General features: G+C 65.2%; 22 protein-coding genes and 1 pseudogene. 17 read left to right on the top strand and 6 right to left on the bottom strand.

Annotated features, from left to right (window positions below; all coding sequences use genetic code 11):
* The 7 genes and pseudogenes from ACTHNR_RS11225 to pyrF all read left to right on the top strand — a co-directional run.
* Positions 1-614 (top strand): annotated as a pseudogene (locus tag ACTHNR_RS11225) (arabinose ABC transporter substrate-binding protein); the annotation flags it as partial.
* An 85-nt stretch (positions 615-699) separates the two neighbouring features.
* Entirely contained in the window at positions 700-2,223 is a 1,524-nt protein-coding gene (gene araG / locus ACTHNR_RS11220) for an L-arabinose ABC transporter ATP-binding protein AraG (protein ID WP_440547681.1), read from the top strand.
* Positions 2,224-2,327: 104 nt separating this feature from the next.
* Positions 2,328-3,344, top strand: a complete 1,017-nt coding sequence (gene araH, locus ACTHNR_RS11215; RefSeq protein ID WP_440547680.1) for an L-arabinose ABC transporter permease AraH — start codon at positions 2,328-2,330, stop codon at positions 3,342-3,344.
* Positions 3,345-3,409: 65 nt separating this feature from the next.
* On the top strand, positions 3,410-4,198 hold the full coding sequence (locus ACTHNR_RS11210) for an SDR family NAD(P)-dependent oxidoreductase (protein ID WP_440547679.1): 789 nt from the start codon (positions 3,410-3,412) through the stop codon (positions 4,196-4,198).
* Positions 4,195-5,091 (top strand): SMP-30/gluconolactonase/LRE family protein, encoded by an 897-nt coding sequence (locus ACTHNR_RS11205; protein WP_440547678.1) that lies wholly within the window; start codon positions 4,195-4,197, stop codon positions 5,089-5,091. Before ACTHNR_RS11210 ends, ACTHNR_RS11205 begins: the two co-directional genes overlap by 4 nt.
* A 125-nt stretch (positions 5,092-5,216) precedes the next feature.
* The gene (locus tag ACTHNR_RS11200; protein WP_440547677.1) at positions 5,217-6,275 is read left to right on the top strand and encodes an aldose 1-epimerase; all 1,059 of its coding nucleotides are present in this window, start codon (positions 5,217-5,219) and stop codon (positions 6,273-6,275) included.
* Between the two features lie 55 nt (positions 6,276-6,330).
* Positions 6,331-7,155 (top strand): orotidine-5'-phosphate decarboxylase, encoded by an 825-nt coding sequence (gene pyrF / locus ACTHNR_RS11195; RefSeq protein WP_440547676.1) that lies wholly within the window; start codon positions 6,331-6,333, stop codon positions 7,153-7,155.
* Positions 7,156-7,188: 33 nt separating this feature from the next.
* Here pyrF and ACTHNR_RS11190 read toward each other — a convergent pair whose 3' ends face one another.
* The 3 genes from ACTHNR_RS11190 to thiL all read right to left on the bottom strand — a co-directional run bounded on the left by ACTHNR_RS11190 (position 7,189) and on the right by thiL (position 9,347).
* The gene (locus tag ACTHNR_RS11190) at positions 7,189-7,689 is read right to left on the bottom strand and encodes a CinA family protein (RefSeq protein WP_440547675.1); all 501 of its coding nucleotides are present in this window, start codon (positions 7,687-7,689) and stop codon (positions 7,189-7,191) included.
* Between the two features lie 82 nt (positions 7,690-7,771).
* Positions 7,772-8,356, bottom strand: a complete 585-nt coding sequence (locus ACTHNR_RS11185) for a phosphatidylglycerophosphatase A family protein (RefSeq protein ID WP_440547674.1) — start codon at positions 8,354-8,356, stop codon at positions 7,772-7,774.
* On the bottom strand, positions 8,346-9,347 hold the full coding sequence (gene thiL / locus ACTHNR_RS11180; protein WP_440547673.1) for a thiamine-phosphate kinase: 1,002 nt from the start codon (positions 9,345-9,347) through the stop codon (positions 8,346-8,348). Before thiL ends, ACTHNR_RS11185 begins: the two co-directional genes overlap by 11 nt.
* A 112-nt stretch (positions 9,348-9,459) precedes the next feature.
* Here thiL and ACTHNR_RS11175 point away from each other — a divergent pair, with 112 nt between their 5' ends.
* The 3 genes from ACTHNR_RS11175 to ACTHNR_RS11165 all read left to right on the top strand — a co-directional run bounded on the left by ACTHNR_RS11175 (position 9,460) and on the right by ACTHNR_RS11165 (position 13,294).
* The gene (locus tag ACTHNR_RS11175; RefSeq protein WP_440547672.1) at positions 9,460-11,823 is read left to right on the top strand and encodes an NADP-dependent malic enzyme; all 2,364 of its coding nucleotides are present in this window, start codon (positions 9,460-9,462) and stop codon (positions 11,821-11,823) included.
* Positions 11,824-12,270: 447 nt separating this feature from the next.
* Positions 12,271-12,717, top strand: a complete 447-nt coding sequence (locus tag ACTHNR_RS11170) for a ribonuclease (protein ID WP_440547671.1) — start codon at positions 12,271-12,273, stop codon at positions 12,715-12,717.
* 16 nt (positions 12,718-12,733) lie between these two features.
* Entirely contained in the window at positions 12,734-13,294 is a 561-nt protein-coding gene (locus ACTHNR_RS11165) for a barstar family protein (RefSeq protein WP_440547670.1), read from the top strand.
* 88 nt (positions 13,295-13,382) lie between these two features.
* On the opposite strand, the gene ACTHNR_RS11160 is transcribed toward ACTHNR_RS11165, so the two are convergent.
* Positions 13,383-14,123, bottom strand: coding sequence for a 16S rRNA (uracil(1498)-N(3))-methyltransferase (locus ACTHNR_RS11160; RefSeq protein ID WP_440547669.1), 741 nt, complete (start codon positions 14,121-14,123; stop codon positions 13,383-13,385).
* 105 nt (positions 14,124-14,228) lie between these two features.
* Entirely contained in the window at positions 14,229-15,089 is an 861-nt protein-coding gene (speE, locus tag ACTHNR_RS11155) for a polyamine aminopropyltransferase (protein ID WP_440547668.1), read from the bottom strand.
* 255 nt (positions 15,090-15,344) lie between these two features.
* Between speE and tkt the strand changes: the two genes are divergently transcribed.
* Together tkt and gap are read left to right on the top strand one after the other, a co-directional pair.
* Positions 15,345-17,366 carry a transketolase gene (tkt, locus tag ACTHNR_RS11150; protein ID WP_440547667.1) on the top strand — a complete coding sequence of 674 codons (2,022 nt, stop codon included), beginning with the start codon at positions 15,345-15,347 and terminating at the stop codon, positions 17,364-17,366.
* Between the two features lie 134 nt (positions 17,367-17,500).
* Positions 17,501-18,511 (top strand): type I glyceraldehyde-3-phosphate dehydrogenase, encoded by a 1,011-nt coding sequence (gap, locus tag ACTHNR_RS11145; protein WP_440547666.1) that lies wholly within the window; start codon positions 17,501-17,503, stop codon positions 18,509-18,511.
* 165 nt (positions 18,512-18,676) lie between these two features.
* Here the strand turns inward: gap and fur are convergent, their stop codons facing one another.
* Positions 18,677-19,105 carry a ferric iron uptake transcriptional regulator gene (gene fur, locus ACTHNR_RS11140; RefSeq protein ID WP_440547665.1) on the bottom strand — a complete coding sequence of 143 codons (429 nt, stop codon included), beginning with the start codon at positions 19,103-19,105 and terminating at the stop codon, positions 18,677-18,679.
* A 124-nt stretch (positions 19,106-19,229) separates the two neighbouring features.
* On the opposite strand from fur, the gene ACTHNR_RS11135 reads away from it, so the two are divergent.
* The 5 genes from ACTHNR_RS11135 (at position 19,230) to leuS (ending at position 25,065) form a co-directional block, all read left to right on the top strand.
* The gene (locus ACTHNR_RS11135) at positions 19,230-20,063 is read left to right on the top strand and encodes an outer membrane protein assembly factor BamE (protein ID WP_440547664.1); all 834 of its coding nucleotides are present in this window, start codon (positions 19,230-19,232) and stop codon (positions 20,061-20,063) included.
* 131 nt (positions 20,064-20,194) lie between these two features.
* Positions 20,195-20,992, top strand: coding sequence for a 4-hydroxy-tetrahydrodipicolinate reductase (gene dapB, locus ACTHNR_RS11130; protein WP_440547682.1), 798 nt, complete (start codon positions 20,195-20,197; stop codon positions 20,990-20,992).
* Between the two features lie 71 nt (positions 20,993-21,063).
* Complete coding sequence (locus tag ACTHNR_RS11125) at positions 21,064-21,810, top strand: MotA/TolQ/ExbB proton channel family protein (RefSeq protein ID WP_440547663.1); 747 nt, start codon at positions 21,064-21,066, stop codon at positions 21,808-21,810.
* Between the two features lie 46 nt (positions 21,811-21,856).
* On the top strand, positions 21,857-22,324 hold the full coding sequence (locus tag ACTHNR_RS11120; RefSeq protein WP_440547661.1) for an ExbD/TolR family protein: 468 nt from the start codon (positions 21,857-21,859) through the stop codon (positions 22,322-22,324).
* A 146-nt stretch (positions 22,325-22,470) separates the two neighbouring features.
* Positions 22,471-25,065 carry a leucine--tRNA ligase gene (gene leuS, locus ACTHNR_RS11115; RefSeq protein WP_440547660.1) on the top strand — a complete coding sequence of 865 codons (2,595 nt, stop codon included), beginning with the start codon at positions 22,471-22,473 and terminating at the stop codon, positions 25,063-25,065.
* Positions 25,066-25,114: the final 49 nt, after the last annotated feature.

The raw sequence follows: 25,114 nt of genomic DNA, 5'->3' as shown, positions 1-25,114 counted from the left end.
TGCCGCACATGGGCATCTCGGCCTACAACATCGGCCAGCAAGTGGGCAAGGGCATCGTCGACGAAATCAAGAAGCGCGGCTGGGACATGAAGGACGTCGGCGCGATCGACGTGACGTACGAACAGCTGCCGACCGCGCATGACCGCACGAGCGGGGCCACCGACGCACTGCTCGCCGCCGGCTTCCCGAAGGCCAACGTGATCGCCGCGCCGCAAGCAAAGACCGACACGGAAAACGCGTTCAACGCCGCCAACATCGCGATCACGAAAAACCCGCAGTTCAAGCACTGGGTCGCCTACGGCCTGAACGACGAAGCGGTGCTCGGCGCGGTGCGCGCCGCGGAAGGCCGGGGCTTCAAGGCCGACAACATGATCGGCATCGGTATCGGCGGCTCGGATTCGGCGCTCAACGAGTTCAAGAAGCCGAACCCGACGGGCTTTTTCGGCACGGTCATCATCAGCCCGAAGCGCCACGGCGAGGAGACGTCGGAACTGATGTACGCCTGGATCACGCAAGGCAAGGAACCGCCGAAGCTCACGCTGACGACGGGCATGCTGGCGACGCGCGACAACGTCGCCAAGGTGCGTGAAGAGATGGGTCTGGCTGCGAAGTAAGTCTAGGCGCGGCTTCCCGGACCGGCGCGGGCGAGAACGGTGCCCGCGCCGGCTCGGACGATCCTTCAGTGCGAGGTAAGAACAGATGTCAGCAACTTTGCGATTCGACGATATCGGCAAGGTGTTTCCGGGCGTGCGCGCGCTCGACGGCGTGTCGTTCGAAGTGAATGCCGGCCAGGTGCACGGGCTCATGGGAGAGAACGGCGCGGGCAAGTCGACGCTGCTCAAGATTCTGGGCGGCGAGTATCAGCCCGATTCCGGGCGCATCATGATGGACGGCCAGGAAGTGCGCTTTCCGAGCGCGGCCGCTTCGATCGCGGCCGGCGTTGCCGTGATCCACCAAGAACTCCAGTACGTCCCCGATTTGACGGTGACGGAAAACCTGCTGCTCGGCCGGCTGCCCAATGCGCTCGGCTGGGTCAACAAGCGCGAGGCGAAGCGCTTCGTCGAAGAGCGGCTCGCGCAAATGGGCGTCGATCTCGACCCCAAAGCGCGGCTCGGCCGGCTCTCGATCGCGCAACGGCAGATGGTCGAAATCTGCAAGGCGCTGCTGCGCAATGCGCGCGTGATCGCGCTGGACGAACCGACGAGTTCGCTGTCGCACCGCGAGACGGAAGTGCTCTTCAAGCTCGTGCGCGAGCTGCGAGCCGACGGGCGCGCGCTCATTTACATCTCGCACCGCATGGACGAGATCTACGAACTGTGCGACGCCTGCACGATTTTTCGCGACGGACGAAAGGTGGCGTCGCATCAGGCGTTGGCCGAGGTCAAGCGCGAGACGATCGTCGCCGAGATGGTCGGGCGAGAGATTTCCGACATTTACGGCTATCGGTCGCGCGAGCACGGCGAGGTGCGGCTCTCTGTCGATGCGCTCGAAGGCCACGGTCTTTCCGCGCCCGCCAGCTTCAAGGTGCGCGCCGGTGAAATCGTCGGCTTTTTCGGGCTCGTCGGCGCGGGGCGTAGTGAACTCATGCGCCTCGTCTACGGCGCGCAGAAGCATCGCGGCGGACGACTGACGCTCGATGGCAAAGCGCTCGACGTCAAGAGCCCCGGCCAGGCAATTCGCAACGGCATCGTGCTGTGCCCGGAAGATCGGAAAGAAGAGGGCATCGTCGCGATGGCTTCGGTGGCGGAGAACATCAACATCAGCTGCCGACGGCACGATCTTCGCGCGGGGTTGTTTCTCAATAGCGCGAAAGAGGTCGAGACGGCCGAACGCTTCATCAAGCTGCTCAAGATCAAGACGCCGAGCCGCCGGCAGAAAATCCGGCTGCTCTCGGGCGGCAATCAGCAAAAAGCGATCTTGTCGCGCTGGCTGGCGGAGCCCGATTTGAAGGTCGTCATCCTGGACGAACCGACGCGCGGCATCGACGTGGGCGCGAAGCACGAGATTTATAACGTCATTTACGAACTTGCCGAGCGCGGCTGCGCGGTGGTGATGGTGTCGTCGGAGTTGCCCGAGGTGCTCGGCGTGTCCGACCGCATCGTCGTCATGCGCGAGGGACGGATCTCGGGCGAGTTGGCGCGCGAGCAGGCCAGCGAGCCGGCGCTCTTGGAACTCGCGCTGCCCCAAGGGTCGCGAGCGACAGCGGCGCTCGATGCGGCTTGAACAAGGCTCGGCGCGGCTTTAGCGAGGCGTTGCCGACGAGCGACGCCGGAACGAGAAACGGATGCAATGAAAACCCGTCGCGAACGGGGCGAAGGAGTCAGGACATGCAAGCAAGAGAAAACCTGGCGCAGGCGAGCGCCAAGCGGGCGGCCGAAGCGCTGATCCCGCAGCCGAACGACCGGCAGAAGTGGTGGCAGCAGATCACCGAATACAGCCTCATCCTCATTTTCGCGGTGATGTTCGTGACGACGTCGCTGACGGTCGATCACTTCTTCTCGATCGAGAACATGCTCGGGCTCGCCCTGTCGATTTCGCAGATCGGCATGGTCGCCTGCACCATGATGTTCTGTCTGGCCTCGCGCGATTTCGACTTGTCCGTGGGATCGACCGTCGCGTTCGCGGGCGTGCTCTGCGCGATGGTGCTCAACGCGACGAACAACACGTTCCTCGCGATCGTCGCGGCCGTGGCGGCCGGTTCGGTCATCGGTTGGGTCAACGGGGCGGTCATCGCCTATCTGCGCATCAACGCGCTGATCACGACGCTCGCGACGATGGAAATCGTGCGCGGCCTCGGCTTCATCGTCTCGCACGGGCAAGCCGTGGGCGTGTCCTCCGATACGTTCATCGCACTGGGCGGCTTGACGATGCTGGGCGTATCGCTGCCGATCTGGGTTACGCTCGTCTGCTTCATCGTCTTCGGCGTGCTGCTCAATCAGACCGTATATGGGCGCAACACGCTCGCGATCGGCGGCAACCCCGAGGCGTCGCGCCTGGCGGGGATCAACGTCGAGCGCACGCGCGTCGTCATTTTCCTGGTTCAAGGCGCGGTGACGGCGCTGGCCGGCGTGATTCTCGCCTCGCGCATCACGTCGGGGCAACCCAACGCGGCCGAAGGCTTCGAGCTGAACGTGATCTCGGCCTGCGTGCTCGGCGGCGTGTCGCTGCTCGGCGGCCGCGCGACGATCTCCGGCGTCGTGATCGGCGTGCTCATCATGGGTACCGTCGAAAACGTCATGAACCTCATGAACATCGACGCGTTCTATCAATATCTCGTGCGCGGCGCGATTCTGCTCGCGGCCGTGCTGCTCGACCAGCTCAAGAATCGCGGTTCGCGCGACTGAGCGATCGAGTGCATGCGGCGTCCGCCGGCAAACGCGGACGCCGAAATTTTCGGAGATACTTCACGATGGCGCTTCCCGATCATCCGCAACTGGGCCCCTACGCACGCTACCCGAGCCTCGGCGGGCGCACCGTGTTCATCACGGGCGGCGCGACCGGCATCGGAGCTTCGTTCGTCGAACACTTCGCTCGGCAAGGCTCGCGCGTCGCATTTTGCGACATCGATTCGAGCGCGGGCGAGGCGTTGGCCGATTTGCTCGGCGACGCGCCCGAAAAGCCGCTGTTTCTCGCTTGCGACGTGACCGACATCGATGCGCTGCGCGGCGCGATCGCCGACGCGCAAGCGGCTTTCGGTCCGGTCGCGGCGCTCGTCAACAACGCGGCGAACGACGTGCGGCACGCGCTCGCCGACGTGACGCCGGGCTCGTTCGATGCGGGCATCGCCGTCAATTTGCGGCATCAATTCTTCGCCGCGCAGGCCGTCGTCGAGGATATGAAGCGCGCCGGCGGCGGCTCGATCATCAATCTCGGTTCGATCAGCTGGATGCTCAAGCAAGGCGGCATGCCCGTTTATTTGACCGCGAAAGCGGCGATCCAAGGGCTCACGCGCGCGCTGGCGCGCGATTTGGGGCCGTTCGGCATTCGCGTGAATGCGCTCGTGCCCGGCTGGGTGTTGACCGAAAAGCAGCGCCGGCTGTGGCTGGACGAAGCGGGCAAGCGGGCGCTGAAAGAAGGGCAATGCCTCGACGGCGAGTTGATGCCCGAAGATTTGGCCCGCATGGCGCTCTTCCTCGCGGCCGACGACAGCCGGATGATCACGGCGCAGGATTTCATCGTCGATGGAGGATGGGTATGAGCGGGGATGGCCTGAGCGCGTCGCTCGAAGTCGCCGTAAAGTGCGCGCTGGGAGAGGGCGCGACTTGGTGCGCCCGCAGCGGCCGTTTTTACTGGACCGACATCGAAGGCGCGTGTCTTCATCGCTACGACCCGGCAACGGGCGAACACGCGCTCTGGGACATGCCAGAACGGCTTGCGACTTTTGCGCTGTGCGCCGATCCGCAACACCTATTGCTCGGCCTGGCGACACATTTGGCCTTTTTCGACCTGTCGACGCGTGAGATGCAGCGGATCGTCGACGTCGAGCCCGAACTCGACACACGGCTCAACGACGGTCGCTGCGATCGCCAGGGACGCTTCGTCTTCGGCACCAAACACGAAGGGGCGGACCTGCAGAGCGTCGGCGGGTTCTATCGGCTGGGGCGCGATCTATCGCTCGAGCGGCTGCCGCTGCCGTCGCCGGCCATCTCGAACAGCATCGCGTTCAGCCCCGACGGCGCCACGATGTACTTTTGCGATTCGCCCACGCGGGAAATCCTCGCTTGCGATTACGGCGCCGACGGCGTTGTCGGCAACGTGCGCGTCTTTGTCCGGCTGCGCGATGCCGACGGCGTGCCCGACGGCTCGACGGTCGATGCGCAAGGCGGGCTTTGGAATGCGCAGTGGGGCGGCGCTCGCGTGGTGCGCTACGGGCCCGATGGCGTTCAAACCGATCGCGTGAGCGTGCCGGTGAGTCAACCTAGCTGCGTGGCGCTGGGCGGCGCGGATCTTTCCACGCTCTACATCACGACGGCGCGGGTCGAACTCGATGCCGCGTCGCTCGCGGCCGAGCCTGCCGCCGGCGGGATCTTTACGGCGCCGAGCGGGCGGCGCGGCTTGCCCGAGCCTCTGTTTCTCGGAACCTGGCGGTAAACCCGAGGTCGATGCCGTTAAACGGAAACCGACATCACGAGTCAAAGGCGGCACAAGACACGCCACCGCATCATGCCTGCCATGCCGGTGCGTAGCCGGTGGGGCGCCTCTCGACGGAGCTCATCATGACCGCTGCGAATTCCGATGCCATCGCCCCGAGGGGCGCGCTCGCGTCCGAGCGACACCGCCGGCGTCCCGCGGAAACGCGCAACGCGAAGCTGGCGGCGCTCGTGCAGCCCGTTCACCCGGGGCCCGCGACGTCGGTCATCGCGCGAAGCGCGGCCGGCTCGCGCCAGGGCGCTGCGCTGACGCTCGCCAACGATCAGCTGCGTATCGATCTTGCCCCCGCGCTCGGCGGCGGCATGACGCGCTTCGAATGGCATGGAGACGGCGGCGCGCCGACGCCGATTTTCCGCGGGTGTCCTTCCGCGAACGCGGACACCGACCCTAACGCGCTGGCTTGCTATCCGCTCTTGCCCTACTCGAATCGCATCGGCGGTGCGCGCTTCGAATTCGACGGGCGCGAGGTGAACGTGCCCCGTAACCGGGCGGCCGAGCCGCTGCCGATTCATGGGGACGGCTGGCTGCGCGCTTGGCGCGTCGTCGAACGCGGCGATACCCATGCGACGCTTTCCCTCGAGCGCGAGCGCGCGAAGCCTCACGCCTACCGTGCGCGACTTTCCTACGCGCTGGACCATGCCACGCTTATCGTCACCCTTGCCGTCGAGAACGCGGGGCGCGAGCCATTGCCCTTCGGACTCGGGCTCCATCCGTTCCTGCCGCGCGACGCCGATACGAAATTGTCGGCGGCCGCCGGCGGCTTGTGGCTTCCGGACGCCGACTGGCTGCCGGTGCGCCACGTGCCCGCGCCGCCCGCCTGGACCTTCGGCGTCGCCTACCCGCTGCCCGATACGCTCGTGAACCATGCATTCACGCAGTGGAGCGGCCGCGCTTGCGTCGTCTGGCCGCGCAAACGGTTGTCGGTCACGATCGCGGCCGATGCAGACTATTACGTACTGTATACGCCGCCCGGCGAGGATTTCTTCTGCTTCGAGCCGGTCGACCATCCGATCAACGCGGTGAACTTGCCCGGGGGCGCCGGGGAGCACGGTATGACCGTGCTGGCGCCGGGCGAATCGCTCGTACGCGAATTTCGCTTTATGGTCGAGCCCGTGGGGCGGTAGCGTCGCGGGTAGAATACGGGCCTTTCCCGCCACCGGCACGTATCGCGTCCTCGTCATGTCCACTTCCTACTCGTTCGTCCGCTCGCTCAACGACGCTTGGCAGCGCACGGGCTCGCTCCTGTGCGTCGGCCTCGATCCCGAACCGTCGCGTTTTCCGGCTGCGCTCGCGAACCGCGCCGACAAGATCTTCGATTTTTGCCGCGACATCGTCGATGCAACGGCGCCGTACGCGAGCGCGTTCAAGCCGCAGATTGCCTACTTTGCCGCGCACCGCGCGGAAGACCAGCTGGAAGCGCTGATCGCGCACGTTCACGACAAGCATCCGGGGCTGCCGGTCATTCTTGACGCAAAGCGCGGAGACATCGGCAGCACGGCCGAGCAGTACGCGCGCGAGGCATTCGAGCGCTATCGGGCGGATGCCGTGACGGTCAATCCGTATATGGGTTTCGATTCGATCGAGCCGTACCTCGCGCATGAGGGCAAGGGCGTCATCGTCTTGTGCCGGACGTCGAACCCCGGCGGCTCCGACCTTCAGTTTCTCGAAACGAACGGACGGCCGCTGTACCAGGTCGTCGCCGCGCTTGCCGCCGAGAAATGGAATGCGAGCGGGCAGCTCGCTCTGGTGGTCGGCGCCACGTTTCCTAAGGAGATCGAGGTCGTGCGCTCGATCGTCGGCGATATGCCGCTCTTGATTCCGGGCATCGGCGCCCAGGGCGGCGATGTGGAGGCGACGGTGCGCGCGGGCCGCACGAGCGCCGGCGCCGGCATGATGATCAATTCGTCGCGCGCGATCTTGTACGCCGGCAAGGACGAACGTTTCGCCGAGGCGGCGGCTCGCGCCGCGCAAGACACGCGCGACAAGATCAACGCTTACCGCTGAATCGACGCCGGCCGGCTCGGGCTGCGCAGGCGCTTATCGCTCGTTGTCGTCGATATGCTTGAGCAGGCCACGCAGCGCATGCGCGGCGGCCTGTACGCGAATTTGTTCGCGGTCGCCCTTGAATACGAGAGTCTCGGCGGACGTTTCGAGCCGATTGCTCCAGGCGAAGCAGACCATCCCCACGGGCTTGGTCTCGGTGCCGCCGCCGGGGCCGGCCACGCCCGTGATGGCGAGCGACACCTGTGCGCGGCTGTTGCGCAGCGCGCCTTCGGCCATGGCGCGCGCTACGTTCTCGCTCACCGCGCCGTGCTTGTCGATCAGCTCGGACGGCACGCCGATCATTTCGGTTTTCGCCTGGTTCGAATAGGTCACGAAACCTCTTTCGAACCAGCCGCTGCTGCCCGAAATGTCGGTGACGGCGGTCGCGACCATGCCGCCCGTGCACGACTCGGCGGTGGTCAGCAAAAGGCGCGTTTCCCTGAGCTTGTTGCCGACGCGCACGGCGAGTTGATGAACGACGGAATCAGTGGGCATCGCGGTGATCTCGTTGGCTCGTTGATGTCGGGTATTGGCGCGACCCGGGCCGGTCTGGGGTTCGGGTCGCAAAAGCGGCGGATTAAATCGTCATGCGCCACAGAGCGATCACGAGCAGCGTGAAGAACGCGGCGACGAGATCGTCGAGCATGATGCCGACGCCGCCTTTGACATGGCGATCGAAATAACGGATCGGCGGCGGCTTGACCATGTCGAAAAAGCGGAACACCAGAAACGTCCAAAGCTGGCCGGCGAACGTTTCCGGCGTGACGAACACCAGCACGAGCCAGAAGGCGACGATTTCGTCCCACACGACGGGAGAGGGATCGTCGGTGCCCATCTTGCGAGCGGTGAACCCGGTCACGTAGCATCCGCCGAAAAAACCCACGACGATCAGCACAACCCATTGGACGACCGTGAGACGCGCGTCGAGCGCGGCGAACGAAGCCCAAGCGAACAGCGTGCCCATCGTGCCCGGCATGATGGGCGAGAGCCCGCTGCCGAAGCCGAGCGACAGGATATGGAACGGATGCGACAGCATGAAGCGCGCACTCGCGCGCCGCTTGGGCGGCGGCGCCGAATAACGCGATGACGGCGGAGGGGGCGGTGAGGGCGACGAAGGCGGCGGGCCGTCCTCGTGACTCTCGAGCGTCGGATCAGTTTGCATCGAAATGGTCGAAGCCTTGCAGCGTCAAGGAAAGCTGCGCATGCGAGGCATCGTGCCACGCGATAGCCGGCTCGTTAGCCGCATGACGCAGGGCGCTTATTGTACCGATACGGGTTACGGCGACATCCGCGCGCGCGCCGGCGTCGGCGATCGCTTCGCGTGCGCTGGGCGGCGCCGTGAAAATCAGCTCATAGTCGTCGCCGCCCGCCAACGTGCACTGCCTTTGCGCATCCAGCGGCAGTTTGCGCACCGCGTCGGAGCGCGGCACGGCGTCCACGTCGATCCGCGCGTTCATCCGCGAGCGCTCGAGGATATGCAGCAAGTCGCCGGCCAAGCCGTCCGAGACGTCGAGCGCGCTATGCGCGAGCCCGCGTAGCGCGAGCCCGAGCGCGATGCGCGGCTCGGGCTTGTCGAGCGCGTGCTGCAACGAGGCGAGTTCCCGCTCATCGAAAAGGTTCGACGGCCACTCGCCGCGCAGCACGCCCAGCGCGGCCCGCGCATCGCCGAGCGTGCCGGACACCCAGACATCGTCGTGCTCGCGCGCGCCGTCGCGGCGCAAGGCCGCCTGCGTCGGCACGTCGCCGAAGACCGTGACGCACAGGTTCAGTGGGCCGCGCGTCGTGTCGCCGCCGATCAGCTGACAATCGAAGCGATCGGCCAGCGCGAACAGGCCCTCGGCGAAGGCTTCGAGCCACGCCTCGCGCGGCGCTTCCATGGCCAGCGCGAGCGTGAACGCGCGCGGTTTCGCGCCCATCGCGGCGAGATCCGACAAATTGACGGCCAGTGTTTTGTGGCCGAGGCAGTAGGGATCCACGCTCGGCAGGAAGTGCCGCCCTTCGACGAGCATGTCCGTCGACACGGCGAGGACTTGGCCCGGCGCCGGCGCGAGCAATGCGCAGTCGTCGCCGATGCCGAGAACGGCCCGCTGCGGGCCGCGCTCGGCCCGTCGCGCGAAAAAACGCTCAATCAGCGAGAACTCGGAAAGTGACATAAATCAGCTGCGATAAGGGTGAGCGGGGGCGCCTCGCGCGCGGCGGCCGGGCTGCTCGCGGCCACTGCCCCAACTGACCGGGCTGTCGGGGCGCAGGGCGATTGGCGCTACAATGCCGTCGAACATTCATTCTAATCCGCGTAACAAAGACTGGACTTTCGACCTCATGTCTACGAACCCCGCTGCCGCCAAGGCGAAGCTGCGCGAAGCCGCGCTCGATTATCACGAATTTCCTTCGCCGGGCAAGATCGCCATCGCTCCGACGAAACAGATGATCAACCAGCGCGATCTCGCGCTAGCGTATTCGCCCGGTGTCGCCTTCGCCTGCGAGGAGATCGTTGAAAATCCGCTCAACGCGGCTCGCTTCACGGCGCGCAGCAATTTGGTCGGTGTGGTCACGAACGGCACCGCGGTGCTCGGCCTCGGCAATATCGGTCCGCTCGCGTCCAAGCCCGTGATGGAAGGCAAGGCCGTGCTGTTCAAGAAGTTCGCCGGTATCGACGTGTTCGACATCGAGCTGAACGAATCCGATCCGCATAAGCTCGTCGACGTCATCGCCGCGCTCGAGCCAACCTTCGGCGGGATCAATCTCGAAGACATCAAGGCGCCCGATTGCTTCATCGTGGAGCGCGAGTGCCGCAAGCGAATGAAAATCCCGGTCTTCCACGACGATCAGCACGGTACCGCCATCGTCGTGGCCGCAGCCGTGACGAACGGCCTGAAGGTGGTCGGCAAGGACATTTCGTCCGTCAAGCTCGTCGCCTCGGGGGCTGGCGCCGCCGCGCTCGCGTGTCTGGATCTGCTCGTCGATCTCGGTCTGCCGATCGAGAACATCCTCGTCACCGATTTGGCCGGCGTCGTCTACAAGGGCCGCACGGAGCTGATGGATCCGGACAAGGAGCGCTTCGCGCGCGAAACCTCCGCGCGTACGCTCGCCGAAGTGGTCGAGGGCGCCGATATTTTTCTCGGCTTGTCGGCCGGCGGCGTGCTCAAGCCGGAGATGGTCAAGGCCATGGCGCCCAAGCCGCTGATCTTGGCGCTGGCTAACCCCACGCCCGAAATCTTGCCCGAGGTCGCGCTGGAAGTGCGCCCGGACGCCGTGCTCGCCACGGGCCGCACCGACTATCCGAATCAGGTCAACAACGTCCTGTGCTTTCCGTTCATCTTCCGCGGCGCGCTCGATGCGGGCGCGACGACGGTGACGCGCGAAATGGAAATTGCGGCGGTGAACGCGATCGCCGAACTCGCCCGCCAGGAGCAAAGCGACATCGTCGCCACGGCTTACGGTATTCAAGATCTCTCTTTCGGGCCGGAGTACCTCATTCCGAAGCCGTTCGATCCGCGCCTGATCGTCAAGATCGCGCCGGCCGTCGCGCAGGCGGCGATGGATTCGGGTGTCGCGACGCGTCCGATCGAGGACATGGACGCCTACAAGCAGCATCTGCAGCAGTTCGTCTACCACAGCGGCACGACGATGAAGCCGATCTTCCAGCAGGCGCGCAGCGTCGAGCCCGGCAAGAAGCGCATCGTGTTCGCCGAGGGCGAGGAGGAGCGCGTGTTGCGCGCGGTCCAGATCGTCGTCGACGAAAAGCTCGCCACGCCGGTGCTCATCGGCCGGCCCTCCGTGATCGAGCATCGCATCGAGCGTTACGGGTTGCGGCTGACGCCGGGCGTCGATTTCACGGTCGTGAATACGGAACATGACGAGCGCTACCGCGACTTCTGGCAGACGTATTACAAGATGATGGCGCGCAAGGGCATCAGCCAGCAATTGGCGAAGGTCGAAATGCGTCGACGTACGACGCTGATCGGCTCGATGCTCGTCAGCAAGGGCGAGGCCGACGGCATGATTTGCGGCACGATTTCGACGCCGCATCGCCATCTGCACTTCATCAATCAGGTGATCGGCAAGCGCGAAGGCTGCACGGTATTCGGCGCGATGAACGGGCTTGTCCTGCCGGGCCGTCAAATCTTCCTCGTCGACACGCATGTGAACGTCGATCCCACCCCGGCCGAACTCGCTGAAATCACGATCATGGCCGCCGAGGAAGTGCGCCGCTTCGGCATCGAGCCGAAGGTTGCGCTCGTGTCGCACTCCAATTTCGGGACGAGCAATGCGCCGTCCGCGCAGAAGATGCGAGATACGCTGGCCATTCTCAGAGAGCGAGCGCCCGAACTGCAGGTGGACGGCGAAATGCATGGCGACGTCGCGCTCGACCCCGCGCTGCGCCGCGAGGTGCTGCCCGAATCGACGCTCGAAGGCGAGGCCAACCTGCTCGTGCTGCCGAACATCGATGCGGCGAACATTGCCTACAACCTGCTGAAAACGGCGGCGGGCAACAACATCGCGATCGGCCCGATCTTGCTCGGCGCCGCCAAGCCGGTGCATGTGCTGACTGAATCGGCGACGGTGCGCCGGATCGTCAACATGGCGGCGCTGCTCGTGGCCGACGTCAGCGCGGCATCGCGTGCGTAGCGTGCATAGCGGCCGGTCTGTCGGTTCGATTTATTGATATAGCCGTCGAGCGCGTGGCGAAACGCCGCATGAACCACCGTGCTCGATCGGCAGGCGGCAGCACAAAAGAAAAAACGGCGTGCCCATTGCGGGCACGCCGGGGGCGAAAAGAGAGGCTGCCGCCCCAAAGTGCGTGAAACGACGATTTCCGATTGAAAGCCGCGATGAGGAGGCAAAGGCTCACCGCATCGGGCACCGTCGAGACGCAGTTTATCTTGTCTGGGCTAAATTGTTCGTTTTCGCGAAAAAATAGGACCATCGGCAGGTCGAAAAGTGGGCTTTCTTGGCCCCTAAAAACGCGCTAAACCTTTCATTTTCCAGACAAAGATTGCGTCGAGAGGCGGTTAGCGATACCCTTACGCTTTTCGTGGTCGTTCATATCTGATCGAGCAGCAGGAAATCTGGCCGATGGCACGCGCGGGAAAACGCGAACGAGCTGGTAAATGGCTTCGTCACGGCGCGCTTGCGGCGTTCGTGGCCGCAGCCGGCTGGGCCGGCGTCGGCGGGCCGGGCGCTCCGCTGACCCAGTCCGTCGCTCTGGCGCGTGAGGCGCCGGCGGCGGGGGTGTCGGGCACGATCGAACAGGCGCAATTGCCGCCCGAGGCGGTGACCACCTTGAATTTGATCTCGGCCGGCGGTCCTTACCCCTATGCGAAGGACGGCGTCGTATTCGGCAACTTCGAGCGGCTGCTGCCACCGCATCGGCGCGGTTACTACCATGAGTACACGGTTCCCACGCCGCGATCGAAAAACCGCGGCGCGCGCCGTATCGTGTGCGGCGGGCCTTTGAGGCGGACCGACAACTGCTTTTACTCAGACGACCACTACACCAGTTTTAAACGCATTGTTGAATGACATCGGGATGAACGGCATGAGCGACAACGTCTACGCGCACGAAACCGCAGCCGCGACGGATCTGTTCGCGGCCGGCGACGGCAACCTTTTTCAGCGCGTCATGCAGATGCGCATGGCCGAGCGCGGCCAGAGCGTGCAGGGCGACGCGGCATCCGGGCATTCACCGAGCGAGGAGCCCATGAGCCTTTTCGCGACTGTGCGACCGAACATCGTCCAATCGATCCGGGCGTTTCGCGTGCAGGACCTCGCCGACGAAGCACAACGGCTCGAGCAGCACTTCCTGTTCGCTTATTGCGGCCAAGCCGCATCGAAGCAGGAAGTGCTCGAAACGATCGCCACGTCGTTCCTGTTCCCTAAGCACTTCGGCAAGAACTACGACGCGCTGTACGACTGCCTGACCGATCTCGTGCACAAGGCGGGCGCGCAGCCGGGTTTCGTCATCGTTCTGGAAGCGTTGCCGATTGCCCAGAAGTTCGACAAGGAGGGGCGCGAGACGCTGCTCGACGTCTTCCGCGAAGCGGCCGAATTCTGGGCCGAGCGCAAAGTCGCGTTCCGCGTTTTCTACTCGTTCGCCTGATCGGCGCGCGTGCCGGTGTGCGAAGCGCGCCGCGCCTGTCGATGCGGTCACCGATATCTTCCAGGCCCGCCGTCGCGCGGGCCTTCGTTTACCATCCGCCCCAACGCGCGGCCAGCGCCGCGAGAACGGCCATGCCTGCCGTTTCCGTGCGCAGGATGCGTGGGCCCAGCGAAAGCGGCGCGAACCCGTGGGCGATCGCGGCTTCCTCTTCGTGAGGTGCGAGCCCGCCTTCCGGCCCTATTAGCAGGATGACCTCCGCGTCCGGCGCGGTGTCCGGCAGCGAGTCGAACGGCTGGGCGCCGCGCGGCGACAGCATATAGCGCATCGCACCGGGGCCGCCGCGCGAGGGCAGCCCTTCCATCCATTTCGTCAGGTCGCTCGCCGGATCGATAGCGGGCAGGCGGTTTCGGCCGCACTGCTCGCAGGCGGCTCGCGCGATGCCTTGCCAGTGCGCGTGACGTCGGGCCGCCCGTTCGCCCGACAGGCGTACGACGCCCCGCGCCGTGACGAGCGGCACGATTCGCGCGACGCCGAGTTCGATCGCTTTCTCCACGAGCCAATCCATCTTGTCGCCGCCCGCGACCCCTTGCGCTAGGGTGATCCTGTACGGCGGCTCCGCTTCGATGGCCTCGAAGGCGCCCACTTCGACCAGCGCGTTGCGGCGACCGACCTCGACGAGGCGCGCCTCGTACTGTCCGCCGCGCCCATTGAACAAGGTCAGCGCGTCGCCGGTCTGCAGCCGCAACACTTGGACGTGTCGAGCGACTTCATCGGGCAGTGCGAGGACATCGCCGGTGGCGAAGGGGGAATCGACAAAAAAGCGGGGCATAAAGCGGCGTTCGAAATCGATGATTGGAAGGCGTCACGGGCAATCGGCGATGGGCGGCCAGCGGCCGGCCGATCATCGCCATACCGCGAAGTGCGCCGACGCGCTTTAGCGCAGTCTGTCCCGCACGCCGCGCGGCAGCGTGAACAACGCCGGGTGCAGCGCGGCGTCATAGTAGCGCAACGCGTCGATGCCGCGCGCGGACAGCCGGTCCTGTATGTCGTGCCTGAACAGCGATGCGGCGTCGAGTGTATCGCTCGCGAGGGCCATGAGCCAGAGCGAACCATAGAGCGGTATGGATGCCGACATGACATTCACCGTGGCGTAGCACGCGCGCAGATCGCGCACGAGCGCCGCCGCCCGTTCGAGGTGAAACTGCGCCGATCCAAGATGCATCGAAAGCATCGCGCGCGGCGCCAGCACAGCCTTGAGGCGTGTAAGGAACGCCGACGAATACAGTTCGGCCGCGGGCGAATCGGGCGGCGTCAAATCGAACACGACGAGGTCGAACCGCTCGGCGCTCGTCGCGACGAAGCGCGCCGCATCGCCGATGACGACCTGCACGCGCCGATCGTCCAGCGCGCCTTGATGCACCGCCTGCAAATGCCGACGCGCCATGCCGACCACGGCGTCGTCGAGTTCCGCGACGACGATCCGCTCGATGCTCGGATGGGCGAGCAATTGGCGCGCGGCGCCGCCGTCTCCGCCGCCGAGGACGAGTGCTTTGCGCGGCTCGGGATGCGCCAGCGCGGCGGGATGCACCATGCACTCGTGGTAGATGTGCTCGTCGCCGACCGAGGTCATCGGCCGGCCGTCGAGCGTGAACAAGCGCCCAAGCTGCGGCGTGTCCCACACTTCGATGCGCTGGTAGGCGGAATCGACCCACGCAATGCGGCGCGCGCCCGGAAAACCGTAAACGGCGCCGGGAGCGGGATGAAAGAGAAGCGGCGAGTCGGCGCGAGAGAACACGAGTGGACGAACGACGGCGAGCAGGGCGCGATGATCGAATTATAGAGGCGCCGCGGCCGTCGTTTCCGCGACCGCGCCGCCGTGCGGGGTCGGGAGCGGGCGGGCGCCATCTGTTAGAATGGCATGCTTTGCAGCCCTGTCCGCTTGCTCTTCCCGCCTTGCGCCGCGGCGCGCGCCCATCCGCGCGGGCGGCGGTTCGATACGAGCAGCGGTCCACCGCGCGCACGCTTTCTCGACTCGTTCTCCGGACTCGACATGACGACCTCGTCTACCGCTCCCACCGCTCTCATGGCGAACGCGATCCGCGCGCTCGCGATGGACGCCGTGCAACAAGCGAACTCAGGCCACCCCGGCATGCCGATGGGCATGGCCGAAATCGCCGTCGCCCTTTGGGCGCGCCATCTGAAGCACAATCCGGCCAACCCGCACTGGGCCGACCGCGATCGCTTCGTGCTGTCCAACGGCCACGGCTCGATGCTGCTTTACTCGCTGCTGCATCTGACGGGCTACGACCTGCCGCTCGCCGAGCTCAAGAATTTCCGCCAGCTCCATTCGAAGACGCCGGGCCACCCCGAGTACGGCATCACGCCCGGTGTCGAGACCACGACGGGTCCGCTCGGCCAAGGCCTGGCCAATGCCGTCGGCATGGCGCTCGCCGAATCGCTGCTGGCCGCCGAGTTCAATAAGGCCGACGCGCGCATCGTCGATCACCACACCTACGTGTTCCTCGGCGACGGCTGCCTGATGGAAGGCATCTCGCACGAAGCCTGCTCGCTCGCCGGCACATTGAAGCTCAGCAAGCTGATTGCCCTGTACGACGACAACGGCATCTCGATCGACGGCCATATCGAATACTGGTTCGCCGACGACACGCCCAAGCGGTTCGAAGCATACGGCTGGAACGTCATTCGCGATGTGAACGGGCACGACGTGCAGGCGGTCGACGCCGCTATCGCGCAGGCCAAGACGTCGGACAAGCCCACGCTCATCTGCTGCAAGACGGTGATCGGCAAGGGCGCGCCCACCAAGGCGGGCGGTCACGACGCGCACGGCGCGCCGCTCGGCGCCCAGGAAATCGCGGCCACGCGCGAGGCGATCGGCTGGAAGTGGGAGCCGTTCGTGATTCCGCAGGAAGTTTATGCGGCATGGGATGCGAAGCAAGCGGGCGCGCAGCGCGAGACGCAGTGGAACGATGCGTTTGCTCAATACCGCGCGAAATACCCGCAGGAAGCGGCGGAGTTCGAGCGCCGCGCAGCGGGCAAGCTGCCGGCCGACTGGGCGGCCAAGGCCCAAGCGATCATCGCCGGCGCGAACGAGCGCGCCGAAACGGTGGCCACGCGCAAGGCATCGCAACAGGCGATCGAAGGCCTTGCCGCCGTGCTGCCGGAACTGCTGGGCGGCTCCGCCGACTTGACGGGTTCGAACCTCACGAACTGGAAGGCGAGCAAGCCCGTGCGCGCGGGCGAGCACGGCATCGAGTGGGGCAATCACATCAACTACGGCGTGCGCGAATTCGGCATGAGCGCCGCCATCAACGGCATCGCGCTGCACGGCGGCTACAAGGCTTTCGGCGGCACGTTCCTCACGTTCTCCGACTACAGCCGCAATGCGTTGCGCGTCGCGGCGTTGATGAAGTCGCCGTCGATCTTCGTATTCACGCACGATTCCATCGGTCTGGGCGAAGACGGCCCGACGCACCAATCGATCGAGCACGTCGCGAGCTTGCGCCTGATTCCGAACCTTCACGTCTGGCGTCCGTCAGATACGGTGGAGACGGCGGTGGCCTGGACGCAGGCGGTCGAGTATCAAGGGCCGTCCTGCCTGATCTTCAGCCGGCAGAATCTGCCGTTCTCCCCGCGCAGCGATGCGCAGATCGCCAACATCGCCAAGGGCGGCTACGTGCTGCGCGATTGGAACGACGAGATCGTGGCGCGCAAGATCATTCTGATCGCAACGGGTTCGGAGGTCGAACTCGCGTTGGCGGCGGTCGAGCCGCTCGCGCAGCAAGGCATTGCGGCGCGCGTGGTGTCGATGCCGGCCACGATGGTCTTCGATCGCCAAGACGCCGAGTACCGCGAGCGCGTACTGCCCAAGGGCGTGCGTCGCGTCGCGATCGAAGCGGGTGTGAGCGATTTCTGGCGCAAGTACGTCGGCCTCGAGGGCGGCGTGGTCGGTATCGATACGTTCGGCGAGTCGGCTCCGGCCGGCGTGCTGTTCAAGCATTTCGGCTTCACGGTGGAGCACGTTGTCGCAGCGGCCAAGGCCGCGCTCGAGTGACGATAGACTGACGCGAAGACGCAATACGGCTTTTCGGGGCGGCGCCGCCCGCGCGAGCGCCCCTCGCTCGGCGCCTGGCCCGAAAAGCATGAGGTACGACAGGTTTTTTCAGCCCAAATATCAGGAGAACCAACATGACGGTACGCGTTGCAATCAACGGGTATGGCCGTATCGGCCGCAACACGCTGCGTGCGTTCTACGAGAGCGGCAAGAAGCACGATCTGCAGATCGTCGCGATCAACGACCTCGGCGATGCGAAGACGAACGCCCACCTGACGAAGTACGACACGGCGCATGGCCCGTTCCCCGGTGAGGTGGCGGTCGAGGGCGAAAACCTCGTCGTCAACGGCGACAAGATCCGCGTGCTGGCGAACCGCAACCCGGCCGAATTGCCGTGGGGCGAGCTCGGCGTCGACGTCGTGATGGAGTGCACGGGCTTTTTCACGTCGAAGGAAAAGGCCAGCGCGCACTTGGCCGGCGGCGCGAAGAAGGTCCTGATCTCGGCGCCCGGCGGCAAGGATGTCGACGCGACGATCGTCTACGGCGTGAACCACAACACGCTGAAGGCCGCGCATACCGTGGTGTCCAACGCATCGTGCACGACGAACTGCCTGGCGCCGCTCGTCAAGCCGCTGAACGAAAAGATCGGCCTCGAAACGGGCTTGATGACGACGATCCACGCGTACACGAACGATCAAGTGCTGACGGACGTCTATCACGAGGACCTGCGTCGCGCGCGCTCGGCCACGCACAGCCAGATCCCGACGAAGACGGGCGCCGCCGCCGCCATTGGCCTTGTGCTGCCCGAACTGGCCGGCAAGCTCGACGGCTATGCGATTCGCGTCCCGACGATCAACGTGTCGATCGTCGACCTCTCGTTCATCGCCAAGCGCGACACGACGGTCGAAGAAATCAACGCGATCATGAAGGAAGCGGCCGAAGGCGAGCTCAAGGGCATTCTCGGCTACAACACGGCGCCGCTCGTTTCGATCGACTTCAACCACAACCCGGCTTCGTCGACGTTCGACGCGACGCTCACGAAGGTCGCCGGCCGTCTCGTGAAAGTGTCGAGCTGGTACGACAACGAGTGGGGCTTCTCGAACCGCATGCTCGATACGGCTGTCGCGCTCGCCACGGCCAAGTAAGCACGGTACCCAACGGCTCGGCTTGCCGCCGAGCCGCTCAAAGAAAAGAGCCGCCTTCGTTCGAAGGCGGCTCTTGTCATTTCCGGGGCGCTGCACCGCGGCGTGCCGGCGGGTACCGATGCCTCGGCGCCGCACGTGCCGACCGCGCGTGCGCTCGACCGACAATCAATGCTTGCGGTGCGGGCACGCTTCCTTGGTGCATACGCCGTACAGCGCAAGCGCGTGTTCCTGCAGCTTGAAGCCGCGTTCTTCCGCGATCTTCTGCTGGCGCTTTTCGATTTCAGGGTCGAAGAACTCCTCCACGCGTCCGCAGTCGATACAGACGAGGTGGTCGTGATGCGAGCCCTCGTTGAGTTCGAACACGGCTTTGCCCGATTCGAAATTGCTGCGCGAGAGCAGGCCCGCCTGCTCGAACTGCGTCAGCACGCGGTAGACGGTGGCGAGGCCGATGTCGAGTTCCTCGTTCAGCAAGCTGCGATAGACGTCTTCGGCGGTCAGATGCCGTACGGCGCTGCGCTGGAAGATTTCGAGGATTTTGAGGCGCGGTAGGGTCGCCTTCAGCCCGATGTTTTTGAGATCGGTCGGATTGGTCATGGCTAGGCATCCCTAGAGTACAATGCACGATTCGAATAGTAATGGGTTTTTGCTGTTCAGAACATCTTCGGTGAAACTCGCGCGGCTCGTCGATACGCAAAACGCAGCCCGCACGGTGGGTGAAATGAATCCAATTTTTCTTAAGAAGCGCGGGGGGAGTCACGTGCGTAACCTGTTGATCGCTGCCTCGATGGTCGCGCTCGTTTCGGGATGTTCGACCTACGACAGCCTCACGCAGCGCGTCGCGCAGAGCATTACGCCGTATCGCATCACGATCGTGCAAGGCAACTTCGTTTCGAAGGAAGCCGCCGAGAAGATGCGCGTGGGTATGTCGCGCGACGAGGTCAAGGCCGTGCTCGGCACGCCGCTGCTCACTGACATGTTCCATGACGATCGCTGGGATTACGTCTTTTACTTCAAGCGTGGCTCCACGGCCGTCGTGCAGCAGCGCGATTTCATCGTCAACTTCAAGGGCGACCGTGTCGAGAGCTGGTCGGGCGGCGAAAATCTGCCCTCCGAGCTCGAATTGCTAGCCGACATCGACGGCGACAAGCGCGGCAAGAAGGCAAAGGCGGCCGCGCCGGCCTCGAGCGCGGCGGCGGCTTCGGCGGCCGCCGAGGCGGCTGCCCCCGCTTCGAGCGCTGCCGCTGCCGCCCAAGGCGCGAGCGGCGCGAGCAGCACAAGCGAAGAGGCCGCCAACGCGCAGGCGGCGCAGGCCGCCAACCGCGCGACCAATCAGGTACCGGCCACGCCTTCCAAGCCGGCCGTGCGCTCGGGCACGCCGTCGCCTTCGGGCGCGCTGCCCAGCGCGACCCCGCAGTTCCAGTTCCACCGGCAGCCGCAGCCCGCTTCGCCGGATCAAAGCAATCCGGTCGGCCCGACGGGCTCCTCTTCCGGCAGCTCCGGGGCGGGTAAACAGTCCGTGTCGTCGCAAGGCGCGTCGAGCACGGGCGGCTAATCGTTCGTTCTCCTAAAGGCGGGCCGTGCGAGACACCGCCCGCCTTTGTTTTTTCTGGGGCGGCTTCGCAAGCGCCGCCGGCCAGCCGCGGACGGCCGGTCTTCATTCATAAAGGGGTATGCATGTTGCCGATGAATATCGCCATTGCCGGCGCATCGGGCCGGATGGGCCGGATGCTGATCGAAGCGGTTTTGAACGATCCGGATGCGGCGCTCGCCGGTGCGCTCGATAGAGCGGGCTCGCCGCAGCTTGGGGAAGATGCCGGCGCCTTTCTCGGCCGGCACACGGGCGTCACGTTGACCGACGACGTCGAACGCGTGATGGCGGACGCCGATTGCCTCATCGATTTCACGCGGCCCGAAGGCACGATGGCTCATATCGAAGCTGCTCTTCGTCATGGGACGAAGCTCGTAATCGGTACGACCGGCATGACTGAGGCGCAGCAAGACGTCGTGCGCGCAGCCTCGGAAAAGATCGGCATCATGTTCGCCGCGAATATGAGCGTCGGCGTCAACGTGACGCTCAAGCTGCTCGAGTTCGCCGCTCGCTACTTCTCCACCGGCTACGACATCGAAATCATCGAAGCGCACCATCGCCATAAGGTGGACGCTCCGTCCGGCACGGCCCTCGCCATGGGCGAGGCGATCGCCGGGGCCCTCGGACGCGACTTGAAGGATTGCGCCGTCTACGGGCGTCATGGCGTGACGGGCGAGCGCGATCCGTCGACGATCGGCTTCTCCGCGATTCGCGGCGGCGATATCGTCGGCGACCACACGGTGCTGTTCGCGGGCACCGGCGAGCGCATCGAAATCACGCACAAGTCGGCCAGCCGCGTATCGTATGCGCAAGGCGCGCTGCGCGCCGCACGCTTCCTGGCGGCGCACGGCGCCGGGCTGTACGACATGCAGGACGTCCTCGGCCTGCGCTGACGCGCGGCACGCGTGGCACGCGCCGGCGGAAGCGCTCGCGCGCAAGAATCCGATCACGTTTTCGAATCCGAATGCAAAACTCCGGCATCGTTCACTATTTGCAGGCAGGCGACGCGCTGACGCACGCCGTCGCCTATCTGCTGCTGGCCATGTCCATCGCGAGCTGGTGCTTTCTGATCGTGAAGGCTTGGATGCTCGGCCGAGCGAAGCGCCAGGGCCCGCGGGCCATCGCGCTGTTTTGGCGGTCGTCCACGCTGTCCGAAGGGGTGCTTGCGTTGCGGGCCGCCGATCGGGAGCGCGTGTTCGTGCCCCTCGCGGAGGCGGCGCTGGCAGCCTCGGAGGTACATGCATCGTCGGCGTTGCTCGCTCGCGTGGAGCGCGGCGAGCGTGTATTGCGCGCGCTTCGCGAGGCGCTGCTCGCCTCCCAGCGGCGGCTCGAATTCGGCCAGGTGCTGCTCGCGTCGGTCGGCAGCACCGCGCCGTTCGTCGGTCTGCTCGGCACGGTTTGGGGGATTTACCACGCGCTCGGCAGCATTGCCGCTAGCGGGCAAGCGATGATCGAAAATGTCGCGGGGCCCGTGGGCGAGGCGTTGATCATGACCGCCTTCGGTCTTGTCGTCGCCATTCCGGCCGTGCTGGCGTATAACGTTCTCGGGCGCATGCAGAGGCAGTTGTCCGAGGAACTCGACGGCTTCGCGCATGATCTGCACGTCTACGTGTGCGCGCCGGAAGCCGACGAGACGACGGCCGGATCCGGCGCCGCGCCGGCGAGCGGGGAAACGCGAGGGACGCACGGCGCGCATAAGGCGCGCGTCTGACAGGCGTGCGGCAAGACGGCGAAATCTGAACGAGGAGCGTGCACAGGTGGCATTCGGCGGATTCGACAAAGCGCGTTCGGCAGCGCCGATGGCCGAGATCAACATGACGCCGCTCATCGACGTCATGCTCGTGTTGCTCGTGATCTTCATCATCACGGCGCCGCTGTTCACGCACGCGATTCGGCTCGATTTGCCGAAGGTCGCCTCCGCCCCGGCGCCGCAAACGCCCAAGACCATCACCTTGTCGATCGACGACGCCGGGCGCCTCTACTGGGATGGCCGTCCGCTATCGCTCGACGCCGTGCGCGCGAGCCTCGCCGAAGCGGGCAAGGCGACGCAGCCGCCGGAGCTTCACCTGCGCGCATCGCGCGCGACGCGTTACGAAATCATCGCGCAGGTCATGGGCGCGGCGCAGCAAGCGGGGCTCGAGCGGATCGGCTTCGTGACCGACCCGCCGCGCGCCGCTGATTCGCCGCCCCCGAATTCGGCCCCGGCCGCGCCCGCCCGGCCTTGAGAACGCGCCGCGGCGGCGCGCGCGTGCGGTTCGAGCGTCCATGGGCGGTATAATCGACGTTTGCCCCGTTCGCGGGAAAACCGCGTCCCGAATCTCGCCGCGCCCGCGCCGTCAGGCGCCAAGACAGCCAAGCCCGAACCACCGCTATGCAAGAAAAATACTTACCCGCCGACATCGAAGCCGCCGCCCAGGCAGACTGGCGCGCGTCCAATGCCTACCGCACGTCCGAAGTCGCCGGTAAGCCGAAGTTCTATTGCGTGTCGATGCTGCCGTATCCGTCGGGCAAGCTGCATATGGGCCACGTGCGCAACTACACGATCAACGACGTCATGTACCGCTATCTGCGGATGAACGGCTACAACACGTTGATGCCGATGGGTTGGGATGCGTTCGGCATGCCGGCCGAAAACGCGGCGATGGCCAACGGCGTGCCGCCGGCGAAGTGGACTTACGACAACATCGCCTACATGAAGGGGCAGATGCAGTCGATGGGGCTTGCGATCGATTGGTCGCGCGAAGTCGCGACGTGCGATCCGAACTACTACAAGTGGAATCAGTGGCTGTTTCTGAAGATGCTCGAAAAGGGCATCGTCTATAAGAAAACGGGCACGGTGAATTGGGACCCCGTCGATCAAACGGTGCTCGCGAACGAGCAGGTGATCGACGGGCGCGGCTGGCGCTCGGGCGCGCTCGTCGAAAAGCGCGAAATCCCGATGTACTACATGCGCATCACGCAGTACGCCGACGAGCTCCTGAGCGATCTCGACGGCCTCGGCTGGCCCGAGCGCGTGAAGATCATGCAGCAAAACTGGATCGGTAAAAGCTTCGGCGTGAACTTCGGGTTCCCTTATGAACTCGATGGCGAGCGTCATCTGCTGCGCGTGTTTACCACGCGCGCCGATACGATCATGGGCGTCACTTTCTGCGCAATCGCGGCCGAGCATCCGCTCGCCGCGCGCTTGGCGCAGGGAAAACCGGAACTCCAGGCGTTCATCGACGAGTGCCGGCACGGCGGCGTAGCCGAGGCCGACATCGCGACGATGGAAAAGAAGGGCATGCCCACCGGCTTTTACGTCACGCACCCGCTCACCCAGGCGCAAGTGGAAGTGTGGATCGGCAACTACGTGCTGATGAGCTATGGCGAAGGCGCGGTGATGGGCGTGCCCGCGCACGACGAGCGTGACTTCGCGTTCGCGAAGAAATACGGTTTGCCGATCAAGCAGGTGATCGCCAAGGCGGGCTGCGAGTACTCGACCGATGCATGGCAGGCTTGGTACGGCGAGAAGGAAGACGTCGCGTGCATCGATAGCGGACGCTACGACGGCATGAGCTACGAACAGGCGATCGATGCGGTGGCCGCCGATCTGAAAAGACTCGGCCTCGGCGACAAGCAAGTCACCTGGCGCCTGCGCGATTGGGGGATTTCGCGCCAGCGCTACTGGGGCACCCCGATTCCGATCATTCACTGCGCTTCGTGCGGCGACGTGCCGGTACCCGAAAAGGATCTGCCCGTCGTGCTGCCCGAAGATCTCGTGCCGGACGGCACGGGCAATCCGCTCGCGAAGTCGGCGGCGTTCGTGAATTGCGCATGCCCGAAATGCGGCGCGCCGGCCAAGCGCGAAACCGACACGATGGACACGTTCGTCGATTCGTCGTGGTATTTCTCGCGCTACACGTGTCCCGATGCGGAAACGATGGTCGACTCGCGCACCGATCACTGGATGCCGATGGACCAATACATCGGCGGCATCGAGCATGCGATCCTGCACTTGCTCTACTCGCGCTTCTGGACGAAGGTGATGCGCGACATGGGTCTCGTCAAGTTCGGCGAGCCGGCGAAGAACCTTCTCACGCAGGGTATGGTGCTCAACGAAACGTTTTACCGCGAGGACGCGGCGGGCAAGAAGACTTGGTACAACCCGGCGGACGTCACGGTCGAGCATGACGACAAGGGCCGTCCTGTCGGCGCGACGCTGAACAGCGACGGGCAGCCGGTCGTGCTCGGCGGCGTCGAGAAGATGTCGAAGTCGAAGAACAACGGCGTCGATCCGCAACTGTTGATCGATCAATACGGCGCCGATACGGCACGGTTGTTCACGATGTTCGCCGCGCCGCCCGAGCAGCAGCTCGAGTGGTCGGGCTCGGGCGTGGAAGGCGCTAGCCGCTTCTTGCGCCGCGTATGGGCGTTCGGCCATGCCAATCAGGCCGAGCTCGTAGCGCGCGAGACATTCGATCCGGCGCAGCTTGCCGAAGTCGACAAGACGCTGCGCCGCGAGATTTACAGCGTGCTCAAGCAGGCCGATTTCGACTACCAGCGTCTTCAATACAACACCGTCGTGTCGGCGGCCATGAAGATGCTCAATGCACTCGAGAGCGCCAAGCATGCGCGCCCGAGCGTGCTGCGCGAATGCTACAGCGTCCTGCTGCGTGTGCTGTACCCGGTCGTGCCGCACGTCACGCACGCGCTGTGGCAGACGCTCGGTTTCGTCGATCAATTCGGGACGCTGCTCGACGCGCCGTGGCCGAAGGTCGACGAAGAGGCGCTCGAGCAGGCCGAGATCGAACTCGTGTTGCAGGTGAACGGCAAGGTCCGCGGCGCGCTGACGATCGCCAAGGATGCGCCGCGCGAAGCGATCGAAGCGGCGGCGCTTGCGCACGAGATGGTCGCGCGCTTCAGCGAAGGCAGGAGCCCCAAGAAGATCATCGTCGTGCCGGGCCGGCTCGTGAACGTCGTCGTCTAACGGCGCAATGTGCGGTGGCGGTTCGCGCGAGTCGCGAGCCGCAGCGTGT

The organism is Trinickia sp. (genome assembly GCF_051954495.1).
Classification (GTDB): domain Bacteria; phylum Pseudomonadota; class Gammaproteobacteria; order Burkholderiales; family Burkholderiaceae; genus Trinickia.
Note: the sequence above shows the minus strand (reverse complement) of the source record. Positions and strands in the feature narration are given on the sequence as shown.

Excerpts from the sequence above, each read along its gene's own strand:
- araG (WP_440547681.1), top strand. The coding sequence starts at position 700 with ATGTCAGCAACTTTGCGATTCGACGATATCGGCAAGGTGTTTCCGGGC.
- araH (WP_440547680.1), top strand. The coding sequence starts at position 2,328 with ATGCAAGCAAGAGAAAACCTGGCGCAGGCGAGCGCCAAGCGGGCGGCC.
- ACTHNR_RS11210 (WP_440547679.1), top strand. The coding sequence starts at position 3,410 with ATGGCGCTTCCCGATCATCCGCAACTGGGCCCCTACGCACGCTACCCG.
- ACTHNR_RS11205 (WP_440547678.1), top strand. The coding sequence starts at position 4,195 with ATGAGCGGGGATGGCCTGAGCGCGTCGCTCGAAGTCGCCGTAAAGTGC.
- ACTHNR_RS11200 (WP_440547677.1), top strand. The coding sequence starts at position 5,217 with ATGACCGCTGCGAATTCCGATGCCATCGCCCCGAGGGGCGCGCTCGCG.
- pyrF (WP_440547676.1), top strand. The coding sequence starts at position 6,331 with ATGTCCACTTCCTACTCGTTCGTCCGCTCGCTCAACGACGCTTGGCAG.
- ACTHNR_RS11190 (WP_440547675.1), bottom strand. The coding sequence starts at position 7,689 with ATGCCCACTGATTCCGTCGTTCATCAACTCGCCGTGCGCGTCGGCAAC.
- ACTHNR_RS11185 (WP_440547674.1), bottom strand. The coding sequence starts at position 8,356 with ATGCAAACTGATCCGACGCTCGAGAGTCACGAGGACGGCCCGCCGCCT.
- thiL (WP_440547673.1), bottom strand. The coding sequence starts at position 9,347 with ATGTCACTTTCCGAGTTCTCGCTGATTGAGCGTTTTTTCGCGCGACGG.
- ACTHNR_RS11175 (WP_440547672.1), top strand. The coding sequence starts at position 9,460 with ATGCCGTCGAACATTCATTCTAATCCGCGTAACAAAGACTGGACTTTC.
- ACTHNR_RS11170 (WP_440547671.1), top strand. The coding sequence starts at position 12,271 with ATGGCACGCGCGGGAAAACGCGAACGAGCTGGTAAATGGCTTCGTCAC.
- ACTHNR_RS11165 (WP_440547670.1), top strand. The coding sequence starts at position 12,734 with ATGAGCGACAACGTCTACGCGCACGAAACCGCAGCCGCGACGGATCTG.
- ACTHNR_RS11160 (WP_440547669.1), bottom strand. The coding sequence starts at position 14,123 with ATGCCCCGCTTTTTTGTCGATTCCCCCTTCGCCACCGGCGATGTCCTC.
- tkt (WP_440547667.1), top strand. The coding sequence starts at position 15,345 with ATGACGACCTCGTCTACCGCTCCCACCGCTCTCATGGCGAACGCGATC.
- gap (WP_440547666.1), top strand. The coding sequence starts at position 17,501 with ATGACGGTACGCGTTGCAATCAACGGGTATGGCCGTATCGGCCGCAAC.
- fur (WP_440547665.1), bottom strand. The coding sequence starts at position 19,105 with ATGACCAATCCGACCGATCTCAAAAACATCGGGCTGAAGGCGACCCTA.
- ACTHNR_RS11135 (WP_440547664.1), top strand. The coding sequence starts at position 19,230 with ATGAATCCAATTTTTCTTAAGAAGCGCGGGGGGAGTCACGTGCGTAAC.
- dapB (WP_440547682.1), top strand. The coding sequence starts at position 20,195 with ATGAATATCGCCATTGCCGGCGCATCGGGCCGGATGGGCCGGATGCTG.
- ACTHNR_RS11125 (WP_440547663.1), top strand. The coding sequence starts at position 21,064 with ATGCAAAACTCCGGCATCGTTCACTATTTGCAGGCAGGCGACGCGCTG.
- leuS (WP_440547660.1), top strand. The coding sequence starts at position 22,471 with ATGCAAGAAAAATACTTACCCGCCGACATCGAAGCCGCCGCCCAGGCA.